Origin of the sequence: Gallaecimonas mangrovi, from assembly GCF_003367375.1 — a bacterium.
Lineage (GTDB): Bacteria > Pseudomonadota > Gammaproteobacteria > Enterobacterales > Gallaecimonadaceae > Gallaecimonas > Gallaecimonas mangrovi.
In genome coordinates, this window is record NZ_CP031416.1 from 3141632 (window position 1) to 3168002 (window position 26371).

Annotated in this window: 22 protein-coding genes; 11 read left to right on the plus strand and 11 right to left on the minus strand. The window is 53.3% G+C overall.

The features are described from left to right. Nucleotides 1-24: 24 nt before the first annotated feature. Entirely contained in the window at nucleotides 25-1188 is a 1164-nt protein-coding gene (locus DW350_RS14985; protein WP_115719707.1) for an acetylornithine transaminase, read from the minus strand. A gap of 349 nt (nucleotides 1189-1537) precedes the next feature. On the opposite strand from DW350_RS14985, the gene DW350_RS14990 reads away from it, so the two are divergent. Next, nucleotides 1538-2629 (plus strand): patatin-like phospholipase family protein, encoded by a 1092-nt coding sequence (locus DW350_RS14990; RefSeq protein WP_336406948.1) that lies wholly within the window; start codon nucleotides 1538-1540, stop codon nucleotides 2627-2629. Between the two features lie 30 nt (nucleotides 2630-2659). Further along, complete coding sequence (locus tag DW350_RS14995; RefSeq protein WP_115719708.1) at nucleotides 2660-4114, plus strand: GntP family permease; 1455 nt, start codon at nucleotides 2660-2662, stop codon at nucleotides 4112-4114. A 130-nt stretch (nucleotides 4115-4244) separates the two neighbouring features. Here DW350_RS14995 and DW350_RS15000 read toward each other — a convergent pair whose 3' ends face one another. Next, on the minus strand, nucleotides 4245-4979 hold the full coding sequence (locus DW350_RS15000; protein ID WP_115719709.1) for an endonuclease/exonuclease/phosphatase family protein: 735 nt from the start codon (nucleotides 4977-4979) through the stop codon (nucleotides 4245-4247). A 137-nt stretch (nucleotides 4980-5116) separates the two neighbouring features. Beyond that, complete coding sequence (locus tag DW350_RS15005; protein ID WP_115719710.1) at nucleotides 5117-6013, minus strand: dioxygenase family protein; 897 nt, start codon at nucleotides 6011-6013, stop codon at nucleotides 5117-5119. Between the two features lie 147 nt (nucleotides 6014-6160). Here DW350_RS15005 and DW350_RS15010 point away from each other — a divergent pair, with 147 nt between their 5' ends. The 5 genes from DW350_RS15010 (at nucleotide 6161) to DW350_RS15030 (ending at nucleotide 11607) form a co-directional block, all read left to right on the plus strand. Next, nucleotides 6161-7081 carry an N-acetylmuramoyl-L-alanine amidase gene (locus DW350_RS15010; RefSeq protein WP_115719711.1) on the plus strand — a complete coding sequence of 307 codons (921 nt, stop codon included), beginning with the start codon at nucleotides 6161-6163 and terminating at the stop codon, nucleotides 7079-7081. Nucleotides 7082-7520: 439 nt separating this feature from the next. Beyond that, nucleotides 7521-8480: a DUF3500 domain-containing protein gene (locus tag DW350_RS15015; RefSeq protein ID WP_192954703.1), complete on the plus strand. Its 960-nt coding sequence runs from the start codon at nucleotides 7521-7523 to the stop codon at nucleotides 8478-8480. Further along, nucleotides 8477-9736 (plus strand): HupE/UreJ family protein, encoded by a 1260-nt coding sequence (locus tag DW350_RS15020; RefSeq protein WP_152032994.1) that lies wholly within the window; start codon nucleotides 8477-8479, stop codon nucleotides 9734-9736. Before DW350_RS15015 ends, DW350_RS15020 begins: the two co-directional genes overlap by 4 nt. Before the next feature lie 71 nt (nucleotides 9737-9807). Beyond that, a complete protein-coding gene (locus tag DW350_RS15025) occupies nucleotides 9808-10242 on the plus strand; it encodes a MarR family winged helix-turn-helix transcriptional regulator (RefSeq protein ID WP_115719714.1) in 435 nt (144 codons plus the stop codon). Between the two features lie 3 nt (nucleotides 10243-10245). Continuing rightward, the gene (locus DW350_RS15030; protein WP_226911331.1) at nucleotides 10246-11607 is read left to right on the plus strand and encodes an MATE family efflux transporter; all 1362 of its coding nucleotides are present in this window, start codon (nucleotides 10246-10248) and stop codon (nucleotides 11605-11607) included. A gap of 27 nt (nucleotides 11608-11634) precedes the next feature. On the opposite strand, the gene erpA is transcribed toward DW350_RS15030, so the two are convergent. Together erpA and clcA are read right to left on the minus strand one after the other, a co-directional pair. Next, nucleotides 11635-11976 carry an iron-sulfur cluster insertion protein ErpA gene (gene erpA, locus DW350_RS15035; protein ID WP_115719715.1) on the minus strand — a complete coding sequence of 114 codons (342 nt, stop codon included), beginning with the start codon at nucleotides 11974-11976 and terminating at the stop codon, nucleotides 11635-11637. A gap of 78 nt (nucleotides 11977-12054) precedes the next feature. Next, nucleotides 12055-13446 (minus strand): H(+)/Cl(-) exchange transporter ClcA, encoded by a 1392-nt coding sequence (gene clcA / locus DW350_RS15040; protein ID WP_115719716.1) that lies wholly within the window; start codon nucleotides 13444-13446, stop codon nucleotides 12055-12057. 153 nt (nucleotides 13447-13599) lie between these two features. Between clcA and DW350_RS15045 the strand changes: the two genes are divergently transcribed. The 4 genes from DW350_RS15045 (at nucleotide 13600) to DW350_RS15060 (ending at nucleotide 18879) form a co-directional block, all read left to right on the plus strand. Continuing rightward, the gene (locus DW350_RS15045; protein ID WP_115719717.1) at nucleotides 13600-14616 is read left to right on the plus strand and encodes an aspartate carbamoyltransferase; all 1017 of its coding nucleotides are present in this window, start codon (nucleotides 13600-13602) and stop codon (nucleotides 14614-14616) included. A gap of 9 nt (nucleotides 14617-14625) precedes the next feature. Next, a complete protein-coding gene (gene hemL / locus DW350_RS15050) occupies nucleotides 14626-15906 on the plus strand; it encodes a glutamate-1-semialdehyde 2,1-aminomutase (protein WP_115719718.1) in 1281 nt (426 codons plus the stop codon). 163 nt (nucleotides 15907-16069) lie between these two features. Further along, nucleotides 16070-17041, plus strand: coding sequence for an FIST N-terminal domain-containing protein (locus DW350_RS15055; RefSeq protein WP_192954704.1), 972 nt, complete (start codon nucleotides 16070-16072; stop codon nucleotides 17039-17041). Beyond that, entirely contained in the window at nucleotides 17035-18879 is a 1845-nt protein-coding gene (locus tag DW350_RS15060; protein ID WP_115719720.1) for a putative bifunctional diguanylate cyclase/phosphodiesterase, read from the plus strand. The genes DW350_RS15055 and DW350_RS15060 overlap by 7 nt, the downstream gene beginning before the upstream one ends. On the opposite strand, the gene DW350_RS15065 is transcribed toward DW350_RS15060, so the two are convergent. The 6 genes from DW350_RS15065 to DW350_RS15090 form a co-directional block, all read right to left on the minus strand. After that, nucleotides 18876-19640 (minus strand): RIO1 family regulatory kinase/ATPase domain-containing protein, encoded by a 765-nt coding sequence (locus DW350_RS15065; RefSeq protein WP_115719721.1) that lies wholly within the window; start codon nucleotides 19638-19640, stop codon nucleotides 18876-18878. The two genes, DW350_RS15060 and DW350_RS15065, sit on opposite strands and share 4 nt — an antisense overlap. A 107-nt stretch (nucleotides 19641-19747) precedes the next feature. Continuing rightward, nucleotides 19748-20209: a MarR family winged helix-turn-helix transcriptional regulator gene (locus tag DW350_RS15070; RefSeq protein ID WP_192954705.1), complete on the minus strand. Its 462-nt coding sequence runs from the start codon at nucleotides 20207-20209 to the stop codon at nucleotides 19748-19750. 205 nt (nucleotides 20210-20414) lie between these two features. Further along, on the minus strand, nucleotides 20415-22694 hold the full coding sequence (mrcB, locus tag DW350_RS15075) for a penicillin-binding protein 1B (RefSeq protein ID WP_115719723.1): 2280 nt from the start codon (nucleotides 22692-22694) through the stop codon (nucleotides 20415-20417). Nucleotides 22695-23035: 341 nt separating this feature from the next. Next, nucleotides 23036-24346 (minus strand): short-chain fatty acid transporter, encoded by a 1311-nt coding sequence (locus DW350_RS15080; RefSeq protein ID WP_115719724.1) that lies wholly within the window; start codon nucleotides 24344-24346, stop codon nucleotides 23036-23038. A 37-nt stretch (nucleotides 24347-24383) separates the two neighbouring features. Further along, complete coding sequence (gene pcaF / locus DW350_RS15085) at nucleotides 24384-25586, minus strand: 3-oxoadipyl-CoA thiolase (protein WP_115719725.1); 1203 nt, start codon at nucleotides 25584-25586, stop codon at nucleotides 24384-24386. Between the two features lie 10 nt (nucleotides 25587-25596). Further along, complete coding sequence (locus DW350_RS15090; RefSeq protein WP_115719726.1) at nucleotides 25597-26370, minus strand: CoA-transferase subunit beta; 774 nt, start codon at nucleotides 26368-26370, stop codon at nucleotides 25597-25599. Nucleotide 26371 lies beyond the last annotated feature (1 nt).

A 26371-nucleotide genomic window follows, 5' to 3' on the forward strand; every position in this document is an offset into this window, starting at 1 on the left:
AAAAGCCGCCCTATGGCGGCTTTTTTACTGATGAAACAATCCGTCCAATATGGCTAACGCCTCAGCGATTTGCGCTTCGCTAATGTTAAGGGCGGGCATAAAACGCAGGGTGTTGGGGCGCGGCGCGTTAATCAGTAACCCCGCTGCCATGGCTTTTTCCACCAAAACATTCGCGTTAACCTCGCCGGTATTTAGCGCCAGCAACAGGCCCTGACCACGCACTTCGCCAAGGCCGTATTTTTGGCTTAGCGCTTCTAGCCCCGCCCATAGCTGGCGGCTGCGCTCGTTCACCTCATCCAAAAAGCCCGGCGCTGTTACCGCGTTTAGCATCGCCAGGCCAACAGCGCACATCAGTGGATTGCCACTAAAGGTGCCGCCCTGGTCACCGTATTCAAAGCAGCTAATGGTTTTATCGATGAGCATCGCCGACAGCGGCACACCGCCGCCAAGACCTTTGGCCAGGGTCATGATGTGCGGTTTGATGCCATGGTGCTGGTAGGCAAAGAGTTTGCCGGTGCGGCCAATGCCGGTTTGTACCTCGTCGACGATCAAAAGCAGGTTGTTCGCCTCACAAAGCTGCTGCAAACCGCGAAGAAAGGCAGCCGTTGCCGGTATAACTCCTGCCTCACCTTGAATAGGCTCTAGCATTACGGCAACGGTGGCATCATCAATGGCGGCCTTAACCGCCGCCAAGTCATTAAAAGGCACCTTGATGAAGCCCGGCACCTTGGGCTCGAACAGCTTTTCAAAAGCCGGTTTGCCGCACGCTGACATGGTGGCGAGGGTGCGGCCATGAAAGCCGCCTTCAAAGGTAATGATTTTAAAGGCGCCCTTTTTGTGTTTTTCACCCCAGCGCCGGGCCAGCTTAATGGCCCCTTCGTTGGCCTCGGCGCCACTGGAGGCAAAGAACACTTGGTCGAATACTGAGTGCGCCACCAAGGTATTGGCAAGTTTTAGCAACGGCTCGTTATAAAAGCCGGGGCTGGCGTTAACCAGGGTTGCCGCTTGCTCGGCCAGCGCCTGTTGCATCACCGCCGGGCAATGGCCAAGGGTATTGACCGCCCAGCCCTGGATAAGGTCCAAGTAGCTTTGGCCCTGGCTGTCAAAAAGGTAGCTTCCCTGGCCTTTCACAAAAAGCTGCTTGGGCTTTTTGGCAACAGGAATAAGCGCTGCAAAATCACGGTGCATTTCATTGCCTCCTGGCAATAAAAAACCGCAGCAACGGCTGCGGTTTGGTCAGTAACAGACAGCCTTAACCGCAGCGCCGCAAGCGGCGTCGGTTAAGGCTGTGGCTACACATAACGGGTGCGATATTCATAGCGTTCCATCATTAACTCGAAAGAATATAAAATCAATATATTCAAATAAAAATTCATACCGGCATTTTGTAAGCGGCAGCTCACAGAATAAAATAATCCTTTTATTACACTCGCTTGAGCCTCTTGCGCTTACCACAAACTCACCTAGGCTAAACAAATCATCAGCGAGGCTTAGCCACGTAGCTAAGGCCCATGTCAGCAGCACGCAGCACTTTTGTATGCCAACCGCAACCGCCAGAGACGACTTGCCCGGAGATGACTTCATGACCACTGTGCGTGCATCAACCCAGCATCGGCCCGATGTCACCGTTGATTTAGCTCTACAAGGGGGAGGTTCCCATGGCGCCTTTACCTGGGGGGTGTTGGATAGGTTGCTAGAAGAAGACTGGCTGCATTTTGAAGGCATCTCTGGCACCTCAGCTGGGGCGATGAATGCCGCGGTATTGGTTGAGGGCTTCTGCGAAGATGGCCGCCTTGGTGCACGGCGAAAATTGCACCAGTTTTGGCGAATGGTGGCCAATGCCGCCATGTTCAGCCCCATTCAGCGCACCCCCTTAGATGTGCTATTTGGTAACTGGTCACTGGAAAACTCCCCTGCCTACCAGCTGATGGACATGACCGCCAGAATGTTCTCGCCCTACGATCTGAATCCCTACGGCGGTAACCCTTTAGCCGTTATTCTTGATAACTGCCTGAATTTTGAAAGCATTGCCGATGCGCCCATTAAACTTTTCGTGACGGCAACCAATGTGCACACCGGGGCTGGCAAGGTATTCCGCCAGCACGAAATTAATACCGCAGCGCTGATGGCATCAGCTTGCCTACCAACCCTCTACCATGCGGTAGAAATTGATGGCGAATTTTACTGGGACGGCGGTTACTCGGGGAACCCGGCTTTGGGGCCACTGATGCAGGAAAGCGCCGCCGACGACACCATTTTGGTGCAAATCAACCCGGTGCAACGCAATGACATCCCCACTACCGCCCACGCCATTAGTAACCGTATTAACGAGGTGTCGTTTAACGCCGGCCTGCTAAAAGAGCTGCGCATGATCGCCTTTTTACGGCAAAGCATTTGCTCTGAATTTCAAGAAGGAAACCGCTGGGCCAATATGCGCCTGCACCGCATCACCACCGACATGATGTTAAAGCTCGACTACTCCTCCAAACTCAATGCGGAGTGGCCATTTTTGCTGATGCTTAGAGACGAAGGCCGCCGTTCGGCAGCGCTGTTTATAGAACAATGCGGTGCGCGCATCGGCAAAGAAGCCACCCTCGATTTAGACGCAATGCTACCCACTGCAAACTAACCGCCGTTACTGCCAAGGAGGGCAAGTCACATGGGGCTACTGGGCATATTGCTGGCTCTGGGTTTGCTGATTTATTTGGCTTATCGCGGTTGGAGCACATTGATCTTATCGCCACTACTGGCGCTGTTGGCGGCATTTTTTGCCGGGCAACCACTACTGGCCAGTTGGACTCAACTTTACATGACCAGTGCGGGCGGCTTCTTTTTGCAGTATTTCCCGCTGTTCTTGTTAGGCGCGATTTTCGGCAAACTAATGGAAGATAGCGGCGCCATGACCACTATCGCTAACACCATGATGCAGCATATGGGCGCCAAAAAAGCGATGTTGGCCGTGGTCTTGGCTGGCGCTTTGGTGACTTACGGTGGCGTTAGTCTCTTTGTTGCCTTTTTTGTATTAGGGCCCATGGCCCAAGCCCTATTTCGCCAGGCGCAGATCCCAAGACGTTTAATGCCTGCTGCTCTGATGCTGGGAACCTCAACCTTTACCATGTCGGCCATGCCGGGCACGCCCTCCATTCAAAATGCCATCCCCATGCCGTTTCTTGGTACCACCCCCTATGCCGCACCCGGCTTAGGGCTGATTGCTAGCGCTTTAATGTTAGCGGTTGGTTTGTTGTGGCTCGGCCGTGCCCAGCGCCAGGCAAAAGCCAAAGGCGAAGGCTTTGGCGATGATCTGGCATTGAATGTTGACGCCTTAACAGCTGACGACAAACTGCGAGAAATGGCCGCCATCACCCGCGAGTTTGATACCGCCGAGCTGTCAAAAGGGCAACAGAGCCAACACATGCCAGGCTTTTGGCTGGCGCTGCTGCCTTTACTGGTGGTGATTGCAGTTAATATGGTGATGTCGCTGTGGCTACTTCCCAATGCCAACGCCGACTACTTAGCAGCGCCTGAGTGGGGCAGCACCAATATTCACGCCGTCGCCGGTGTTTGGGCGGTGATAACTGCCTTAGGCAGCGCCATTATCGTTGCCATTGTTATTAACAAAAAACGCCTGACCGCGCTTCGCAAAACCTTAGATGCAGGAGCCAATGCTTCGGTATTGCCGGTCATTAACGTTGCCTGCTTGGTCGGCTTTGGCGCCGTAATAGCCGCCCTACCCGCCTTTCAATCAGTGCGGGATGCCTTATTGGCAATGAATGCCGGTCCCTTGGTGTCCATGGCGCTGACCACCAACATACTTTGCGCCCTAACAGGTTCTGCATCAGGGGGCTTAACCATCGCCCTGGATACCTTAGCCAGCACTTTTATGCACCAAGCTCAGGCCATTGGCCTAGACCCAGCCCTTTTACACAGAGTGGCAGTGTTAGCGTGCGGCACCTTGGACAGCCTGCCCCATAATGGCGCCGTGATTACGCTATTGGCAGTTTGTGGCTGTAAACACAAAGAGAGCTACTTGGATCTGTTCGTGGTCAGTATTCTCGGTGCCGTCACAGCCCTGGTGGCGGTGTTGATATTGGGCAGCCTTTGGGGGAGTTTTTAAACGGTCATTACATAACCTCGCGCTCAACGACAACGCAGGTGACGGCTAAGCCACACGCCCTTAACGGCGTGGAATGGCTAAAAAGCATTGGTGGTAACAGCGCTTAAAATATACCTTGGTAGCCTCGGCATCAGCTGAAACTAAAACGGGCGTAGATGGGGTTATGGTCAGAAATTACATCGGTATCAATCGCGGTAGCGGTTTGTAATGTCAGGCCGCGATAAAAAATAAAATCCAGCGGCAGCCGAAACATACTTTTAATGTGATGGGGGTTTTCCATTACGGCCTGTTTTAGGCCTAACTCTTCAATAACCTCGCCCAGATAGTGGTTGCGTCTTGGGCTCCAAACATTGAAATCTCCTGCCAACACCATCGGCCCCTGGTGGCGCCGAAGCCGGTCACGCAGCTCCTGGATCTCAGATAAAAACCGCTTGTGGTGCACAAAGTTAACCGCATGCACATTGGCCACCAGCAGTAGCTGCTCGTTAGCCAAGCGGTGCTGGCTAATCATGGCGCTTTTATGGGTGGCAAAGCGCAGCTCTCGGGTGTCGCTGAGCATGGGCTCAAGTTGCTCAAAGCTGCAATTAGAGGCCGTTAATACACCGTAATAGTGTGAACGGGTTTGAATGTTTGGTGCCATCGCATAAGACAATCCCGCCAAATTTAGCCGCTGGCCAAGGGGCAACTTGGCTTCTTGCAGCAAAAGCATTGCCGACGGATATTGGTGCACCAGGCTCCAAAGCCGGTATTGGAAACGCCGGTCCAGGGTCTGTTTTTGGGTATTCCAGCAAAGCACGCCAAAGGCATTATTGAGGCAACTGTCTTGATGCATTAAATACTGGGGAAGAGACAAGGGCTTTAACATACGGCTCCCTTAAAACAGCGGGTCTTTTTATAGTAACAGCTGCCAGAAAGACAAAAACTGACCAAGCTCTATAAATACTGGCATGGGAAATAACAAGATAGTCGCCGTACAAAAAAGCCGCCTCAAGGGCGGCTTTTTTAGCTGAGTTGAATGGTTTTATACACCAGGATGGAGCCGTCGCTGTTTTGCTCCCAGTCGAATAGATAATCCTCGTAATCACTGCCGTAAACGGTGTCAGAGCCACTTGCCAACGTAGTGTCTTGAATACCGCGATCGCTATAATCCGACTGCGTGGTGCAGATATTGGCGGTCAGCGCATCGGGGAAACAGAACTGGCTGATCAGTTCCTCGCTGCCATTACTGATGATTTTAAAGTGAATATGGATGGTACGGCTGGAATACCAGCCCGGAAAACAACTGGCAAAATTAACGCGGCCGTTGCTGTCGGTGACTTGGTAACCACGAAACCACTGCGACGCTAGCGCGGCAGACTCGTTATCAGTACAAAACGAGGTATTAAAATCTTCACCGCCATCTTCGGCATCAGAGGTATCACCGGAATAAATACCGTCTACATCGCAATGCCATACCTGAATTTCCAGGCTTTCAACCGGGTCACAGTTACTATCAATCACCCTTAGGCAAAGCTGCATCGGCAAGCCTTCCCTGTCTTCTGAAATATCCTGCAAGGTTTGGCCGGTGAAATAACAAGGCCCCTGAGTTAACGCACCGGTTAATGCCACGGTACAGGTGCTACTGGTTTCAAAAAGGCTGTCATCAGGAAAATTGGCCGTCATTGCCGCGGTACCACCGGTGGCCCAGTCGTAGCTAAAATCCAAGTCACTGCTGGTATCGGTATCATCGCTGCCGCTATCAGTGTCGGTGTCTGACGACGAATCACTATCACTGCTAGCACTAGTGCTGCTATCAGAGGAACCAGAGCCACAACCATAGAGTGTCCAAAAGGGCACCGACACTGCCGCCACACCTAAGGCCTTGACTAATCGGCGCCGTGTTTTGTTCTGTTCTTTCATACTCAAGCCCGCTGTTACCGAAACGACATTTAACATTAAAGATAAACAAATTTAACCAAAAAGACTGAGGAAAGAAGATGCAGCGAGGCTGAACCAAAATCCGCTAGTAGTCCTTGCTAATAGCGGCAATGGCCTAGGATGTAAGAAATGGATTTGCTGGGTAACCGCATGAGATATTGGGGAATTTTGTTAGCTATTTTGCTGGCCAGCTGTAGCAGTGATTTACCTATCACCCAATTGCCTGCCAAAAGCTATAACCAGCGCGTGCAATTTTTAGTTTTGCATTTCACCGCTGAAGACTTTGCTGGCTCCGTTGGCGACCTTGCCAAAGGAGAGGAAGTATCCAGCCACTATCTGGTACCCGAATCAAAAGACCCAAGTTACCCTTATCGTCGTTTACGTATTTTTCAACTGGTCGCTGAGAACCAGCGGGCCTGGCATGCTGGCGCCAGCTATTGGCAGGGCCGCAGTAACCTAAACGACACTTCCATTGGTATCGAAATTGTTAACGTGCCCCATTGTGACCCGCCGCCCTATCCTTTAGGCCTGGTCAGAAGGCACTGCAATTACCCGGCTTTTGACCCCAAACAGATAAAACTGGTGATTGCTCTCGCCAACGATATTCTTGCTCGCTACCCCGATGTTGGCCCCACCCAAGTTGTTGGCCATGCCGACATTGCGCCCAACCGTAAAGACGACCCAGGCCCGCGCTTTCCTTGGTTCAAGCTTTACCAAGCCGGCATTGGCGCTTGGTATAACCCGCCGGCAAAGCTGCACTATCAAGCGCTTTTTACTGAGCGGTTACCCTCTTTTTCATTGATGCAGCAAGCCTTCGCCGCTTACGGCTATGCCATTGATGCCAGCGGTATGCTCGACAAACAGAGCCAAGCTGTGCTGACGGTCTTTCAAATGCATTTTCGACCAGCGCGTTATGACGGACTGTGGGATGCTGAAACAGCAGCCATTTTATTTGCCTTGCTGGAGAAATATTTCCCCGCCCGCTGCCAACAGCTTGTCACTCAGTACCAGCAGGATTGGGACAGACCCACATTATTGGAAAAGCAATAAACCCGTATGCTAGCGAATAAAACCTTTACCTTTTAAAAGGTTAAAATTGCACTTTGGTTATTCCTTCTAGCCCTTCGCTTGCAAAAGCGCACACTGATGAATAAAGCGCCCCTTTCCAAACACCCCAAAATTTAACATTCCTTATTTAAATCACGCTCAACCCCACAAAAATGGCCTTTAATTGAAACTTTAAATTAACAGTAACAATACATTTCATGGGTGTTCTATGGCTCTGCATCGTCTTCGCTTTGTCCTGCTTCTCTTATCAACACTGGCTTTAACCGCATGTGGTGGTAGCAGTGATGATTCAACAACCACAACCGCAACCACAACCACAACGACCGATACAGACACAGACACAGACACAGACACAGACACAGACACTGCAACCAGCTATGACACAGATGTCTGTAGTGAAAGCACACACATTGCAGAAGTGGTGTGTGCCACCAATACCTTTTTGAATGACCTCGATAGCGATGAACAAAGCGATACGGTATACGACTTTGACGACGCGACTGACCGAACCGTCTGGTCCAACCTGCCCGCCAGCACCACACGCAATGGACTGGCTTTTGAAGACATGGACGACAGCACACTCGCTGATGCCATGTCCGTTGCCAAAGCGGTGTTAAGTGACGATGGTTACGAGGATTTCCTTGGTATTTTGGCAGCCGATGATTATCTCAATGCAAGCGGCGGTGGCAGTGCTTATGGCTCAGGGCTTTATTTTATTGCCGTGTTTGGCACGCCCAGCACCAGCGGTAATTGGGCCCTGCAGATAGGTGGGCACCACCTCGCCTATAACTTCACATTTGTAGCCGGTACCGCTTACCCGGTGCCAAACTTCATTGGCGCCGAGCCAAAATCCAGTTTTGAGATTAACTCCACCACCTATGCTCCAATGGCCGACGAAGGTGACGCCTTGGTGGCCATGTTCGATGACTTAACCAGTACCGAGTTAAGCAGTGCTTATTTGAGCGGCGAAAGCTACAGCGACGTGCTTGTTGGCCCGGATAACGGCTCAGGCACTATGCCCGACGACTATCCTACCGGCAGCGAAAGAAGAGGCGTTTTAGTATCCGACCTAGATGACGACCAACAGGCTTTAGTGATCGCCGCGATTAAGCAGTGGGTCAGTGATTTTAATGCCGATGATGACGCTGACGCCCTGCTCGAAGCCTACACAACCGCCGACGCCTTGGCCGACACCTATATTGCTTGGGCTGGCACCGAATCGAAAGGTGTCGATGTGGACACTGCCGGTACCTACATGCGTATTGATGGTCCCCGCTTGTGGATAGAGCTGGTTTGTCAAAATGGCGTTGTCTTTACCAGTACCACCCATTATCACAGCATCTATCGCGACAAGACCATGGATTACGGTGACAGTCTGTGAGACGCGTCTTATCGCTAAGGTGGCTTTTGGTCACCTTAAGCTGGTTAACCTGCTTTGCCGTCCAGGCACACCCCGCGCTTGCCAGCAATGTATGGGTTGACCGCTATCAAGATCGGCTGCATTTGAGCGTACAAATCCCGCAAGATCAGCTATTTATGGCCGCACCGATGCTTTTTAAGGAGCAGCAGCTCCAGCTAGACCAGGTGACTGCCTATCTTAAGCCCCACATAAAACTGCTGCCACCAAGCGGAGAACCACTAACAGGCCAAATCAGCAATCTGCACCCGGTAACCGTTAACCAGGCCCCTTACTTGGCATTTGAGGTCAACTTTAACGGCAAGGGCGCTGTGTTGGCCGCCAACCGGTTGCACTATGACGTGATACTGCATCGCGTGGTCACCCACAAAGTAATGGTGTCGATTCGGCGGGATTTCTACCAAGCTATTTTCCCTAACCACCCTGAACTACTGGCGGTTCTTCATTACAACCACTACAGCACCGCTCTGACTCATACAACGGATAGCTGGTGGCGGGGTTTCAAGGCTGTTTATATGGCAGGCCTGGAACACATCCAAGAGGGGACTGACCACCTCTTGTTTCTGCTTTGCCTGTTGCTACCCGCGCCGCTAGTGGCCAAGGGCAAGAAATGGCAAGCGAAGGCCAGCATCGGCCAAAGCATAAAAACCATGTTAGCCCTTGTGACAGCCTTTACCTGTGGCCATTGCCTGACCTTGGCACTGGTTTCTCTAAAAGTCATAGTGGTACCCGCAAGGCCCGTAGAAGCGTTGGTCGCATTCTCTATTTTGGTATCAGCCATCCATGCTTATCGCCCAATATTGGGAGGGCGCGGTATCGCTATTGCAGCAAGTTTTGGCTTAGTGCACGGCATGGCTTTTGCCGAGACCATGTCAGGGCTCGGCTTTAATCTACCCGCCATGTTGTCAGCCTTACTCGGCTTTAATTTGGGCATCGAAAGCATGCAATTGGTGGTGGTGGTGGCTGTATTGCCCTGGTTATTGCTGTTTAGCCGTAGTAGTTGGTATTCCCCTTTTCGTAACCTCGCCAGTGTCGCGGCCGCTGGCGCCGCCCTTGTCTGGCTGAGTCAGCGTCTTGGCTGGACAGATGACTCCCTAACACAGCAACTTGACGATGCCAGCAAGCTCTGGCCCTGGCTATACTTGGCTCTGGTAATGCTAGCCTGTGGCAGTCAACTGTCTTTACTTAGGCATAAATGGCCGATAAGGAAATGGTCTTAGTTCAGAAAGCCTTGACTGGCTTTCTTTTCCACCAAATACTTGACCACTCAAACATACATCAATAAAAAATCATGAGCCTTAATCAACAGCTACTACTAAGCATCAGCGCCCTGCACGGCCAGTTGCTTAAGCAACTGGAGCGGCGCTTGAGTATGCACGGCTTGAGCTTTACCGAACTACAGGTTTTAAAAAACCTCAACGAAGCAAAAGGCACCCTGCGCCGCATCGACCTAGCCCAGCAGACGGGGTTAAGTGCCTCTGGGATCACCCGGCTGCTGCTGCCCATGGAAAAGCTCGGCCTGGTCAGCCGCCAACAAAATCCCAGAGACGCCAGGGTGAGTGAGGTGGTACTGACCGCGGCAGGAGCACGGGTGTTATCTGAAGCCAGCCAAACCTTTGCCGACTGCGCTGAAGATATCTTTGCCGCATTAAACGAGCAGCAACAGCAGGCACTGCAAAGCGCGCTGCAAACCTTGCAGGACGCCATTGCCACAGCGGGACGCTAACAGATGCAAGACTTAACCCGTGGCCCCATCAGCCGCCACATTCTGGCCATGGCGCTGCCCATCACCCTGAGTATGGTGGTACAGACCCTGTATTTGATGGTGGACTTGTACTTTGTGGCACGCCTTGGCAGTGAAGCGCTGGCCGGGGTAAATGCCGCGTCTAACATCATGATGCTGGTGGTAGCACTGACCCAAATGCTCAGCGTCGGTACTGTGGCGTTGGTGGCCAAAACCGTTGGCGCCAAAGACCAACAAGGCGCGAATTTGGTTTTTAATCAATCGCTGCTGTTGGCCATTATCTTTTGTGCCCTCACCCTATTAACGGGCTATGCCATTGCCGATGCGTACATTAATGCCCTGGCGGCAGATGCGCCCAGCCGCGCCGCAGGCCTTACCTATATGCATTGGTACTTGCCGGCGTTGTCGCTGGTGTTTATCAACTCAACACTCGGCTCAGCACTCAGGGGCACCGGTATAGTTAAGCCCACCATGGTGGTACAGGTGATCACGGTGCTTTGTAATATGTTTCTGACGCCGGTAATGACCGCAGGCTGGTTAACAGGCTACCCCATGGGCGTAGTAGGGGCGGCGCTATCAACCACGGTTTCGGTTGCCATCGGGGTAGTCATCATGGGCTGGTATTTCATGCGCCTTGAGCACACGGTGCACATAAAATTCAGCCTGATGAAACCCCACTGGCCCAGCTGGAAAAAGATATTCAACATTGGCCTGCCATCTGGTGGCGAGTTTTTGATGATGTTTTTATCTACCGCCATCAGCTATTGGCTGATCAAGGGTTTTGGCCATGAAGCGCAGGCCGCCTACGGCGTCGGTTCGCGGCTGTTGCAGCTCTTTTTTATGCCAGCGTTAGCGGTGTCGCTGGCGTTACCAGCCATTGTTGGCCAAAACCTCGGCGCCGGTAACGGCCCACGTATCAAAGAAGCACTGAATAAAACCTTGGCGATTGAAATCGCGCTGATGCTCATTGTGATGCTGCTGTGCCGCTGGCAACCGGCCGCCTTGGCGCAAATTTTTTCCAGTAACGCTGAGGTTGTCGACTTTGCTAAGCAGTTTTTACACATCATCGCCTTCGTCTTTATTGCCAGTGCCGTCAATTTCACCTGCTCAAGCTTTTTTCAAGGCATGGGCAACACTTGGCCAGCGCTTTTTAGCTCCATGGCACGCTTGATATTGTATGCCGTTGGCGCTTTGGTTATTTCCCGGCATCCGGGCTTTGCACTAGCCAGTCTTTGGCATTGGTATGTGGCAGTTGGCTTTATGCAGGCGCTGCTGAGTTACGTTTTAGTGCGAAGGGAGTTGGCCAAAAAATTACCCGCCTTAACGCCGGTAACCGTTAGCCATTAAAAAAGGCAGCCTTGGCTGCCTTTTTTATCAAATCGAGAAGCTCGACCCACAACCGCAGGTCGTGGTGGCGTTGGGGTTATCCACCAAGAATCGCGACCCTTGCAGGCCTTCGGTGTAATCGACAGTGCCGCCCACCAAATATTGCAGGCTCATCGGGTCGACTACCAAGGTAACCCCTTCTTTTTCAATCAGGGTGTCGCCTTCGTTGACCTTCTCATCAAAGGTAAAACCGTACTGGAAACCAGAGCAGCCACCACCGGTCACATACACCCGTAATTTCAGCTCTGGGTTCTGTTCTTCCTCAATCAGGCCTTTGACCTTGAGGGCAGCCGCATCGGTAAACTGGATGGGCATAGCTGCTTCGCTCATAAGAGACTCCGAAATCCAAACTGGCGCTATTATCCACCCGCCGGGCCATTGGCTTCAACCACAGGCCATGTAGGGTTTTTAGGCGGCGGTGGCTTCTTTCTCGGTTTGGGCCTGCTGCGCCTGGGCCTTTGCTTTGGCTTCCGCGGCCAGGGTACGCGCCAATAACTGCCCATAAAGTGGTTTACCGCCAAGGGCTTGCGCCACCATGGTGGCGCCCAAACAGGTAATAAGTAACGGCAAAATCAAAAGGTAGTTATTGGTCATCTCAATAACCAGAATAATACCGGTTAAAGGTGCCCGTACTGTCGCCGCAAAAAGCGCGCCCATGCCAGCAATGGCAAAGGTACCGGGCTGAATATCAAGGCTTGGAAAGATGCTGTGGCTAAGGGTGCCAAAACACATACCAAATAAGGTACCAAGGGCCAGCATTGGCGCAAAAATACCGCCCGGCGCCCCAGAAGCAAAACACAACAAGGTGGTAATTAAGCGGCCAATAAACAGTAGCAGTAACATGCCTACGCCGAAGCTGCCGACAGTAACGCCTGGAATAATTTCAATGCCGCCACCGGTGAGGTTGGGACCATAAACAGTAAAAAGCCCAACCAAAGCACCGACCGCCGCGCCAATTTTAAGGCGGTTATTCAAAATGCCTTTATGATAACGGGCGTACCAGTCTTGGGTCCAAATGACGCCGCGGTTAAAGAGAATGCCAAAAGCACCAAACAGACAACCCAATAGCAAAAACAGCGCCAGCGTATTGAGCGCCGGTGCACTGTAGCTTGGCATTTCAATGGTGGCTTGCTGGCCAAGAAAAGACCGGCAAACGATATTGGCAACCACGGTGCCAATCAGTACGCATTTAATGGAGATAAGCCCATAGCGAAATTGCGGGCGCATTTCCTCAATAACAAACAGCACCCCGGCCAGCGGCGCATTAAAAGCGCTGGAAAGGCCTGCCGCCGCACCGGCTGCCAGCAAGGCGTGGGCGTTGTCTTTATTGACCTTGAAAATATCGGCCACCATTTTACCGGCGGCGCCACCCAACTGGACGGTGGGCCCTTCACGGCCTAATACCTGCCCGCCACCCTGGGCTAAGAAGCCGCCAAAAATCTTGACCGGCACCACCCGCCACCACCGCACGGGGCGCAGGTTATCAAGGGCGCCTTCGATTTCAGGAATACCAGAACCTGCCGCTTCCGGTGCAAAACGAAAGGTCATCCACAGCGACAGTGCGGTCATGGCGGCGGTCACAACCACAGCGAGTATCCAGCGCGGCAAGCCCCACTGCGCCCAATGGCTAATACCTTCTACGCGCCAGGCGAGAATTTGATGAAGGCCGGCTTGAAAGCCGGTTGCAAATAACCCGGCGATAATACCAACCAACGCCGCCAACAGCAGAAGCCCAAGCGGAGTCTTATCAGCGGCGAGAAAAAGCCGGACCAGGCTGCTTGACTGTGCTTTAGGTTGCATGGCGTTTTTAGTCAGTAGGTTACGAAGGCTTGGCAGTATATCAAAACCAAAGCAAAAGTTGGCTTTTGTGCGAGCGACTTAATCACTATAATGTCGGTCCAGCCAGGCCAGCCTTGCTGGACGGCGCCCTGCCCCAACCTAACGAGGACGCCCATGAACTTCACCGGTACCAATATCCTTTCCGTCAAGCAGTTGGACAGAGATGCCATTAATGACATTTTTGGTGTTGCCGACCGCATGGAACCCTATGCCCACCGCCGCAAGCGCACCAAGGTATTAGAAGGGGCCATCCTCGGGAATTTGTTTTTTGAACCCAGCACCCGTACCCGCGTCAGTTTTGGCTGCGCTTTTAACCTTTTAGGCGGTATGGTGCGCGAAACCGTCGGCCTAGCCAGCTCGTCGCTGTCGAAAGGGGAAAGCCTTTACGACACCGCCCGGGTGCTGTCGAGCTATTCCGACGTGATAGCCATGCGCCACCCAGATTCGGGCTCGGTTGCGGAATTTGCCAAAGGCTCGCGGGTGCCGGTTATTAACGGCGGTGACGGTGCCAACGAGCACCCCACCCAGGCGCTTTTGGACCTTTACACCATCGAAAAAGAACTCAAGGGCCGCGGCCAAGCCATCGACGGCATGCACATTGCGATGGTCGGCGACCTCAAGCATGGCCGTACCGTGCACTCGCTAGCAAAACTGCTGCGCTTATACAAAGACATCCGCTTTACCCTGGTGTCACCGCCCGAACTGGCGATGCCTGACGAAGTGCTGAGCATTCTGGATAATGCGGGCCACCACATTACCATTACCGATCACTTGGAAGGCAGTCTCAGCCAGGCTGACATCTGCTACCTGACCCGTATCCAGGAAGAGCGCTTCCCTTCCCTGGAAGATGCCCGCCAATATCGCGGCCGCTTTCGCCTAAACCAAGCTATTTATACCCGGCACGCCAAGTCCAATACCGTTATCATGCACCCTTTGCCCCGTGACTCTCGGGCCGAAGCCAACGAATTGGATAACGATCTTAACGAACACCCAAGCTTGGCCATTTTCCGCCAGGCCGATAACGGTGTTCTGATCCGTATGGCCCTGTTTGCTCTCACCTTGGGAGTAGACAAAGAGCTGGAGAAATACGACGCCCCCGTGCTTTGGCACTCCACCAAGGCACCGCTATAAGGAATTCCCATGTCCCGTTCACAAGACCTGTTCAGCAAAGCCCGTCGCCGCATTCCCGGTGGCGTTAACTCACCGGTTCGCGCCTTTAATGGTGTAGGCGGAACGCCTCTTTTTATCGAACACGCTGACGGCGCCTATGTCTTCGACGAAGACGGCAAACGCTATATCGACTATGTGGGTTCCTGGGGGCCGATGATCTTGGGCCACAACCACCCGTCCATTCGTGAAGCGGTAATCAAAGCCGCCGAAAAGGGCTTGTCATTTGGCGCGCCAACCGAGTTGGAAGTGGCCATGGCCGAGAAGGTCTGTACTCTGGTGCCCAGCATGGACATGGTGCGGATGGTCAATTCCGGTACCGAAGCCACCATGAGTGCCATTCGTCTGGCCCGCGGTTACACCAGCCGCAACAAGATAGTGAAATTTGAAGGTAACTATCATGGCCATGCCGACACCCTGCTGGTTAAAGCCGGCTCTGGCATGCTGACCATGGGCGTGCCCACCTCCCCGGGCGTACCAGCTGAGTTTGCTCAGCATACCCTCACCGCAACCTACAACGACTTGGATTCGGTAAAAGCCATTTTCCAAGAAGTGGGAGATGACGTTGCCGCCATCATCGTTGAACCTGTCGCTGGCAACATGAACTGCGTACCGCCACAACCAGGCTTTTTACAAGGCCTGCGCGAACTGTGCGACCGCTATGGTAGCGTGCTTATTTTTGACGAGGTGATGACCGGCTTTCGCGTGGCGCTGGGCGGCGCTCAGGCCTATTACGGTATCAAACCGGATTTAACCACCTTGGGTAAAATCATCGGTGGCGGCATGCCGGTGGGCGCCTTTGGTGGCAAACGCGAGATCATGGAGTTCTTGGCGCCGGTTGGCCCGGTTTACCAAGCAGGCACGCTGTCTGGCAACCCGGTAGCCATGTCCGCCGGGTTAGCAGCCCTCGAAGCACTGGATCAGCCCGGCAATGAAGCGGCCCTTGCCGCTAAAACCGAAAAACTGGCCAAAGGCTTAAAAGCCGCCGCCGACAAAGCCGGTGTACCGCTGGCCGTCAACTACGCAGGCGCCATGTTCGGCATCTTCTTTACCGACGAAGCCGAAGTGACCAACTTTACCCAAGCTTGCGGCTGTGACACTGACAAGTTCAAACGCTTCTTCCACCTGATGCTCGATGCCGGTATTTACCTGGCCCCCAGTGCCTTTGAAGCGGGCTTTTTGTCACTGGCCCACAGCGATGCTGACATTGACGCCACCTTGGCCGCCGCTGAACAAGCATTCACCGCGCTTTAAGTACCGTTTGGGGGGATGCCGTGCTCCCCTCTTTACTTCCCATTAACGCCAGTCTAGATTGGCTCGACGCTCCTATAAAATAAAAAATATGTTCAACACAAGTTGGAGTCTGGCACCAGACAGCCGTCTGGCAGCCAATGAATTGGTAAGGCGCCAACCCCTTATGCACGGCGCACGTTGGGGACTTTTGTTTGCCAGCGGTTTTCATCAGCCCCAATGGCTTTTTTCAGAATGTCGCCGCCTGTTGGGCGATATTCCTCTTGTCGGCGGAAGTTGCTGCGGCATCATCACCCCTGCAGGTGTTGAATATGGTGGTTTTGAAGCCATGCTGATGCTGTTTGACTCCGAGCCTGACTATCGCAGCTTCACCCACGCTGACATCAACCAACTGCCGGCCTGGCTAGGCCAAGACCATGGTTTGTGTTTTATCGACCTGTTGGGCGAGCTTCACCTTGACGAAAAAGCGCTGGCCGGCAGCCAACTTCACGGCGGCGCTTTAATCGGCGACTTGGCCATGTCCTCAAGCTTTATTTTCGTGGGTGACCAGGTTGTTACCAACCAGCTCGTCGTAGCCAAGCTGCCAAAGCCTACGCGTAGCCAGGTTTTCCACACGGCGTTACCCATTAGCGATACTGCAACCATCACTGGCGCCAAAGGTCAGCAAATTTTGACCCTTAACGGTGAACCGGCACTGGACAGGCTTTGCGCCGTCACCGGGCTTTGCGCACAAGAGCTTCATGGTGCCACCCTGCATAGTCTGGCAGTGGGGCTGCCGTGGGGCGACAGCTACTCAAGCCATTGCTTGGTTGGCGTGGATACCAACACCGGCAGCCTGACGCTGTTAACAGGTCAGCTTGAAGTGGGTAGCAAAGCGGTACTCATCACCAAGGTTATTGAGCAAGGCGATTCTCCCACCATCAATCTCTTGCACGACTTTGTCGCCAACCGGCCCAGTTTCTACATTAATTGCGCTAGCCGCACTGGCGCCTTTAGCGGTGCCTTAGAAGAAGAATCAGATGCCATTCGCAAGCCGCTTGGTAAAGGCCTGGCAGGCATCTTTACTGCCGCCGAGTTAATCAGCAATGCCAAAGGGCCGCGGCTAATGAATTGGAGCTCAGAGGTAATGCAGTGGTAATAGACCAAGAACTCCGCCAACAGTTAGCCGCCACTATTGCTCAGCGCAGTGTGCTCACCCGGGAAGTCAGGCGCAGCCGGGTGTTGTCGCAATTGGTGCGTGAAGGTTATCGCGAGGCCGCTCAAGCAGAAGAAGAAGCGGTGCTGGTGCGCACTTTGCTACACATGTTGCTCAAAACCGGGTTATTAGATGCCGTGGCCTTATTTAAGCCCCAGGCCAATGGCTGGATCTGCGTTAGCCAACTAGGCCATTGGCAGGGCGCGTTACCCAGTTTGAGCCCGGCCCAACCGCAGCTGCTTTGGAGCCATCCGGCACAAAAGCCGGGATTTCTGAGTGGCATCCTGGCTGTGGAAGGGTTCAAAAAGCTCGCATTTAGCAGCAATAGCCAGTGGGCTCTACTGCTCGGTCTTAAACAACAAGAGGGATTTGGGCTTAACCTCAACGAAGACGAGCTGCCTTTTTTAGAGGCGGTGTTATCGCTGTTTGCTGAGCTCATTCAACGTTTTCAGATGACACAAAGTCTGAAAAAGCAAACCACCCTCGACAGTTTAACCGGCCTGCCTAACCGGGTATTGGCTTTTGACCGTTTGCAACAAGCCATCGTGGCCCACGAGCCACAAGACGGCCACGTGATGGTGATGTTTATCGATTTAGTGCGCTTTAAAGACATTAACGACATCCATGGCCATTGGCTTGGCGACCAACTGCTTACCGCTATCGCTAACCGCTGGCGAGCTGCCTTACGGCCAGCCGACACCTTGGCCAGATTGGCATCAGACCAATTTTTGGTGATCCTGGAACGGGCGTCCAAGGCCAAAACCGCCGAAGTGGTTGCCGGTAAACTCCTCGACTGCCTCAAAGAGCCCTTTCGCTTGCAAGGCAAACAAATGCAAGTCGAAGCCCATATCGGCATTGCCATGTATCCGGAGGATGGCGCCGATCCCTCGGTACTGATCCGTAATGCCGATGCCGCCATGGCGTTAGCGCGCGGTTCCGATGACAGCCCTTACCGCTTTTTCACTCCGGCCCTAAATGAATCTATATTCAAGCGCTTAGAGATAGAGAACGCCCTACGCCAAGCCTTGGCTAACAATGAGTTTGAACTGGTTTATCAGCCGCAGGTCAGCATTAGCGACAATCAAGTAGTGGGTGTTGAAGCCCTTTTACGCTGGCACAACCCGAAGTTAGGCACCATTCCGCCGGACCAGTTTATTCCCATCGCCGAAGAAGACGGGCAAATATTGCCTATTGGTCTTTGGGTACTCGAAACGGCCTGTCAGCAATTGGCCGCTTGGCGAGAAACCGGTTTTCAGCCCGTGATGTCAGTGAATCTTTCTGCACGGCAGCTGCGCACCCCGGAGCTGCATCAGCACCTCACGCAGTTACTCAAGCAATATCAATTGTCGCCAGGGCAATTGGAGCTGGAACTGACCGAGAGAGCGGTATTGGATGCCAGTCATCCCCAGGTACAGCAATCACTTTATATTTGCCAGAAACTGGGCGTGGGTTTGGCACTGGACGACTTTGGCACCGGCTTTTCTTCCTTGAAGTACCTTACCGAACATCCCTTTAACGTGCTGAAAATCGATAAGAGTTTCGTACAGGCACTGCCCGCCCATAACCGTGAATACACGCTGGTTGCGGCGCTAATCGCCATTGCCCAAAAACTGAAAATGGATGTGGTAGCAGAAGGGGTAGAAACCGCCGAACAGTTGGCTATCTTGCAGTCATTGCAATGCCCAGTGGTTCAGGGCTATTACTTCAGTCGGCCATTGCAGCCGAAGCAATTGCTGGCCCGCCTCTATCGGCAAGGCCAACAATGGCACCTAGAGCCTTAGAAAATACGCTCAAACATGTTGCGCAGCACTTCACCGCCCGCTAAGGCGAGTTGGGCACCGGCAGAGCGCATTTTATTAGCGGTGCGGGTTAACGGATAACCACGGAAGATCCAGCGTTTACGCAAGATATTGTAGTTATCGAAAAAGCGGGCGCGATGGGCCGACAACGGCTCGTCGCAGACTTTTTCCCAGGCTTTATAAACACCCGACAAGTCCGCACCACGCATAAAGCCCTGCACCCAGTTAGGAAAACGGCTGTAACTCATCGACGACTGAAAGTCGATAAAGTGCGGTTTACCATCGTGGCCCAGCAGCACATTGCCTAGGTTACGTAAATCCAAGTGCACCACCCCACGGCGATGCATTTCAGCCACCATGCGCTCAAGCTCAACAAAGAAACGCCGTGGCAGTTGAGTGCCCGATTCTTTTACAGCCCGTAGCGACTCCCCTTCAATAAAGGGATAGGCCAGCATCAATTCATTGAGCTGATAGCAATCCGGCACCACACCATCAATGCCCTTTAAACGGGTCATGGCTTTGGCTTCACGGCCAATAAAAAAGCGGCCAGCAGTGCGGCGAATAGGCCAAGGACAGTGGGAGAAATCTTTGATCACTAAATCCAGATCGTCGTCTTGATAACGAAGCACAACAGCGTTGGCAAAGCGCCCTTTGTGCAACACTTTGAGGTTATCAAAGCTGAAAGATTTGTCGGGGAAATGTCCAGCCAGGGCCGTCAACACCCGACTTTTCAGTTCATTCATTGCTACAACCTTAACTATAAGACGGTGCATCAAAGCTCAAAAACAGAGCAAAAGCTGTTATCGCACCTGTGAGAACAGCAGCAAGCAATAGGGTGGATGGCAAATGCCTATCCCAGATTTCCGATCATGCGGTTAAGAAAACCCGCCAACAACGCCGCTTCGGCTTCGCTAAAGTCGCTAAGCGCGGTTTGATAAACAGCGCTTACGGTGGCTTCAAGCTTTGGCAGCAACGCCAGCGATTTTTCCGTTAACTTGAGGGTGACACAACGCCGGTCTTTTTCGTTGGGAAGCCGCACAATGAGCCCTTTGCTCACCATACGGTCCAAAAGCCGCGTCATTGCTCCTCGGTCATAGTCCATTAGTTGGCAAAGTTGGGCTGGCGCGTCCCATTGGCCTCGAGACAACACGATGACAACACCGTATTGGGCAGTGGTGAGATCCAAAGGGGCTAAAACGTCATCGAGCTTGGCGGTCAATTGGTTGCGGGTAATGATCACCAATCGACCTAAATCCTTTAATGGATCCAGTGCTGGTGCATCATCAGTAACCGGCAGCGCGGTAATCGCCATGACATCTCTTTGCAATCGAATTGTCATGTATTTTACTGCCTAGGCAGCAAAGTCGGCAAGATTAAGGCTGTATTAAAAAGTGAGAAACAATATGTAGCTTTTTCGAACAATTGCGACCAAGCCCCCGGTTTTAAGGGCTAAATTGACTCAACAAACAGAACAAAAACGAAGCCCACTGTCAGCAACGCTGACAGTGGGCGTTCAGTTAGTTACCGAATAAACGGTCTAAAAAACTCCCTAAACGATCGCAATCTACATCCGGCAAGTAACGTTTATCGGCGGGCAATAAACGGCCTTTGCGGTTGCAATCGCCAAGGTAATGGCCGTTATCGTCAAAAACAGCGTCCACGACATTGGCCGGTGGCCGAAGGCGCAGGCTGATCGGATGACGATGATCCAAATAGCTGCTGTATATGCGGGCCGCCCCAGTAGCACCGGTAAGATTGGCCGGTTCGTTATTATCTTGCCCCACCCAGAAAGTGGCCACATCACGGGCATCAAAGCCGGAGAACCAGGAGTCGCGCAAATCGTCGGTGGTACCGGTTTTACCGGCCAGTATTTTACCGGGGAAACGGGCACCAACATAACGGCCGGTGCCTTCATTCATCACTTCGGTCAGGGCGTAATCGGTGAGATAAGCGCCTTCTTTACTGACCGTTTGTACCGCTTTGGTTGGCCGCTTCCACAGCAGTTCGCCACTGCCACTGGTCACCTCTGACACCGTCGCCAGGGGAATTTCTTGCCCTTGTTTGGCCAAGGTTAAATACATTTGGTTAACCTGCCAGGGCGACAGCGCCGCAGTGCCTAGGAACACCGAAGGATAAGGCGGCAAGTCCGCATTTACCCCAAGCGCTTTAAAGGTATCCAATACCGCAGGCACGCCAACTTGCATCCCCAAATTGACTGTTGGCACATTCAAGGAATGCGCCAGCGCATCCACCAGCTCTACCTGGCCGCTAAAGGTACGGTCATAGTTTTGTGGCTCCCACACATCGCCATTTTGCGACTGCAACTTGATGGGTTTGTCTTGCAGCACTGTGGCTAAGTTAAATTTCTTGTCAGAAAGCGCGGTTAAGTAGACCGCCGGTTTGGCAATGGAACCAATTTGCCGCCGCGCATCTAGCGCCCGGTTGAAGCCGGCAAAGTTCACATCTTTACCGCCAGCCATCGCCTTCACCAAACCAGTACGCGGGTCAGAAATCACCGCCGCCATTTCCAACGGTTTGTTACCGGCAATTTTTGGGAAGGTGCTATCAATAGAGGTTTGCAGTGCCCGCTGCGCCAACGGCTCCAAGCCAGTAAAGACCCGGATCCCTTGCTGCTTATTAATAAAGGGCTTAATCACCCCGGCCAGCTCACGCCGCACTTCTTGCATATAGGCCGGCACGGTGGCACTAACCAGGCTGCGCTCTTTGGTCACGCCCAACGGCGACATGACGCTGCGCTGGTAAACGCTGCGGTCGATAAGGCCATTTTCCACCATCACCTTCAGCACGACATCGCGGCGCTCACGGGCACGCTCGGGATGGCGGCGAGGGTCAAAATAGGATGGCCCTTTAATAATGCCGACCAGCAAGGCAATTTGGGCAGGCGTTAATTCTTGTACCGGGCGACTAAAGTAAAAACGTGCCGCCAGGCCCATGCCGTGCACCGCTTGTGCCCGCGCCTGGCCAAGAAAAATCTCGTTAAGATAGGCCTGCAAAATACGGTCTTTGTCGTAGCGAAGGTCCATGATCAATGCCATCAGCGCTTCGTTAAGCTTACGGCCCAGGCTTTTTTCACGGGTTAAGAAGAAGTTTTTGGCCAACTGCTGAGTGAGGGTGGAGCCGCCCTGCACGGTGTGGCCGGCACGCAGATTCACCCACAACGCCCGCGCAATAGACAGTGGCGACACCCCAATATGGTCGTAAAAGTTTCGGTCTTCGACCTGGATCAGGGTTTTTGGCAGCAGCTGCGGCATTTGGCCGAGCGGCACAAAGATACGGTCTTGGTCATCCGTACTGGCTGACAGCAGCTCCACCAGCTGCGGTTCTACCCGTTCAACGGCAATGGGCTGACCGGAGGCGCTGTCATAAACCTCATCAATACGGTCACCATCGAAAGCGACCAACAAGCGGCGCGCTTCTTCCAAGCCTTCAGGAAATAAAAACGGCCGGCGATACAGCTCCACTTTTGTGGCGGACGCTGAAAACTCACCGGGTTTGGCCGGATTGGCCACTTTGCGGTATTTGAGCAGTTTCAGCTCTTCAATAAACTGGTCACGAGACAGCGGCGCACCGGCATATAGCTCTAGCGGCCTTGAATAAATTTGCGCAGGCAATTCAAAGGTTTGGCCTTCAAACTTGTGGCGGATCTCGCTATCAAGATAAATGCAATAAATGGCCAGAGCAGCAATCAGCACCAGGCTGATTTTGATGGCCCAAGGCCAAAAACGAAAACCCTTGGTTTTAGGGCTGGCTTTTGGGGTATTTTTTTTCTTTGTCACTGAAACTCACTTGGATTGGCGATTCAAACCGCGGCGAAGGCTTAAATGGTCGGTCTAGAAAGAGCAAACGACCTTAATTCGACTGGTATAAACCCAGACAACAGCCACACCACATATCAGCCAGATGGCGGCGTTGACATCCGAGGACCTAACAAAAGTGGCATCATTGTACGCTGGCAAGCCCATCGTGATAACCCTGGCCTTGGCCAATTGACCACAGCGCTGCTGAATCGGTACTGACAGTTACAAGTAAGTCGCAACTGACTAACACTTGCCTTCATAAAGGTGCCAGAAAGCATAAAAAAACGCGCCCAAAGGCGCGTTTTTCACTTGCGAGGCGTTTAGCTCATCAAAAAGGCAAAGGTACCGGCAATGGCAATACCGGAAATACCAAGCCAAATCACCAGATAACCCATGATATCCCGCGCCGAAAGCCCAGCTACACCCAACAGCGGCAATGCCCAGAACGGCTGGATTTGGTTGGTCCAGCCATCACCCCAGGTAAAGGCCATGATGGTTTGTGCCGGGTCAGCGCCAATGGCGGCGGCGGCATGCATCATAATGGGCCCTTGGATGGCCCACTGGCCGCCACCGGAAGGAATGAAGAAGTTAACGATACCGGCACAAAGGAAAGTTAGGATAGGGAACGTTTTCGCCGTGGCAACGGAAATGATGGCATTGGAGAAAATGGTCACCAACCCGGCTTTGGTCATCATCCCGGCAATACCGGCATAAAGCGGGAACTGCACTATGATGCCGCGCCCCGCTTTTACCGCCAGCTCGGCAGCCTTTAGGTAAGCGGCAGAGTTGCGGTGTAGCAGCAGCCCCAAGGCCAGGAAGATAAGGATCACCGTATTTAGGTTCAGACTAAAACCATGATCAACCACTTTGCCTACCAAGTAGGTCACTGCCAGTAAACCTAAAAACAGGGTCGGCAGACGGCTGTACTCAATCCAGTCAGAAAAGCTTTGCTTACCGGCAACCGCTTTGGGCTCTTCGCTGACGCTTTCTTCTTTGTCTTCCAGCACAATGATGTCTTTGGGCTGCTTTTGCAGCATAAAGAACAGCACCAACAGCACCAACAGACCGATGGTAAGGGCGATATTCCAAGTGGAATAGAGGGTGTCGGTTACCGGCACTATGCCGATCTCTTTTTCCATAAAGTGGCCTGGGGTGGCTATCACTAACGGAATGGACGACGAAGGCCCCCGCACCAATTCACCACCGTAAGCGGCGGCGACAATCAGTGGAAAGTGCACCTTAACCCGGCTGCCCATGGCCCTGGCCAAAATAGCCCCCACGACCATGCCAAAGCCCCAGTTCAGGTAGTAGCAAACAAAGCTGACGACAATGGTCAGAATGATCGCTTGGCGCGGCGTGTTAGCGTGTTTAGTCAGGCCAGTTAAGGCGGTTTGTACCACCGGCGTCATCGCCAGCACGTAACCGGTTAACAGTACCAACACCATCTGCATACCAAAGGTAAACAGCTTGGAGAAGCCATCCCCCCAGTAACCGGCCATCGCCATGGGGCTTTGGTCGGCAACGGTGATCCCCAACAAGAAGGTGATAGCGGTCAGAATAACCGCCAGCACGAAGGCACTGGGCAGGTAGCGCTGCACTACCCGCACCGAGAAGTTCGTTATCGCTTCCATAATAATTATCTCTTTGTAATAGGTTTACGCGTGCTGCTTAAACGCGCTCAATCAATGTTGCGATCCCTTGCCCCACACCAATACACATGGTGCACAGTCCATAGCGGCCGCCACTTCGCTGCAATTGGTGCGCGGCCGTCATTAACAGGCGTGCCCCCGACATACCCAAAGGGTGACCCAAGGCGATAGCGCCGCCATTGGGGTTCACTCTGGGGTCGTCGTCGGCAATGCCCAATTCACGCAATACCGCCAAACCCTGGGCGGCAAAGGCTTCATTCAGTTCAATAACATCGATGTCTTCGATGCTAATACCCTGCTTTTCCAACAATTTTCGGGTGGCCGGAACCGGGCCTATCCCCATGATGCGCGGCTCAACACCAGCGGTAGCCATACCCAACACCCGGGCCATGGGTGTTAAGCCATGGGCTTTCACCGCTGCGGCACTGGCCACCAGCATCAAACAGGCGCCGTCATTCACCCCTGAGGCATTACCGGCAGTTACGCTGCCACCATCACGAAACGGTGTTGGCAATGCCGCCAGCTTTTCCAGCGTGCTTTGGCGTGGATGCTCGTCGGTATCAAAAATCAGTGGCTCTTGCTTACGGCGGGGAATGCTGACCGGCACTATCTCTTGAGCAAAAATGCCGTCGGCCTGGGCCTTGGCTGTTTTTTGCTGCGAGCGCAAGGCAAAGAGGTCTTGGTCGGCGCGGGAAATATGAAATTGCTCGGCCACGTTCTCGGCGGTTTCGGGCATGGACTCCACCCCAAAAGCCTTTTTCATCAACGGGTTTACAAAACGCCAGCCAATGGTGGTGTCTTCGATGGCTTGGCCACGGGAAAAGGCGCTGCTGGCCTTACCCATGACATAAGGCGCCCGCGACATTGATTCCACACCGCCAGCCAAAGCCAGCTCTATTTCACCGGCACGAATGGCGCGAAAGGCGCTGCCAACGGCGTCCATGCCCGAGCCGCACAAGCGGTTAAGGGTGGTGCCCGGCACCGACACCGGCACCCCTGCCAGCAAGGCTGCCATACGGGCCACATTGCGGTTGTCTTCACCGGCCTGGTTAGCACAGCCCATCACCACTTCATCAATGGCGGCGGGGTCTAGGTTCGGCGCTTCGGCAAGTACGGCCTTAACAATATGCGCCGCTAAATCGTCCGGACGTACCGCGCTTAAGCTGCCGCCAAAACGGCCAATAGCGGTGCGGCGAGGGTGACAAATAAATACCTCAGTCATTACGCGCTCCTCATTGGCCGGCATGGTGGGCGGCGGTGCGCGCTTTTAGCTCGCGCAGCACGGTAAGTTCTTGCTCAGTGGGCGCCGGCGTAATGGCGAGATCGCTGGCAAACTGAATCTCCCAACCGGTGGCTTCCACCACTTGTTCGCGGCTCACCCCTGGGTGTAGGGAAGTAACAACCAGCTCTTTGCTGGTGGGGTCGGGTTTTAAGATACAAAGGTCGGTAATAACCACTGTCGGGCCTTTACCGATATTGGGCACGCCATCACGGGCTTTACCGTCACGGCCAAAACCAACAGTGGTAATAAAATCAACGTCTTTAACGAAGGTGCGCTTGGAGTGCTTAACGGTGATAAACACTTCGTGGGCATTGGTGGCAATTTCCGGCGCGCCGCCACCGCCTGGCAGCCGTACCTTCGGGGCACGGTAGTCACCAATCAGGGTGGTATTGAGGTTGGCGTAACGGTCAACTTGCGCGGTGCCTAAAAAGCCGACACTAATGTGGCCGCCTTGCAGCCAGTATCGAAACATTTCCGGTACCGACACCGTATTAAGGGCGGAGGAGCACAGCTCACCGTCACCGATGGACAGCGGCAACACATCAGGCTGGGTTTGCAGGGTGCCAGACTCGTAAATCAAGGTGACATCCGGTGCATGGGTCAAGCGTGCCAGGTTGGCCGCTTCGCTCGGCAGACCAATGCCAACAAAGCAGGTCATGTCGTTATTAAGGGCCCGGGCTGCCGTTACGCTCATCATTTCAGAAGCACTAAATTCAAGGCTCATC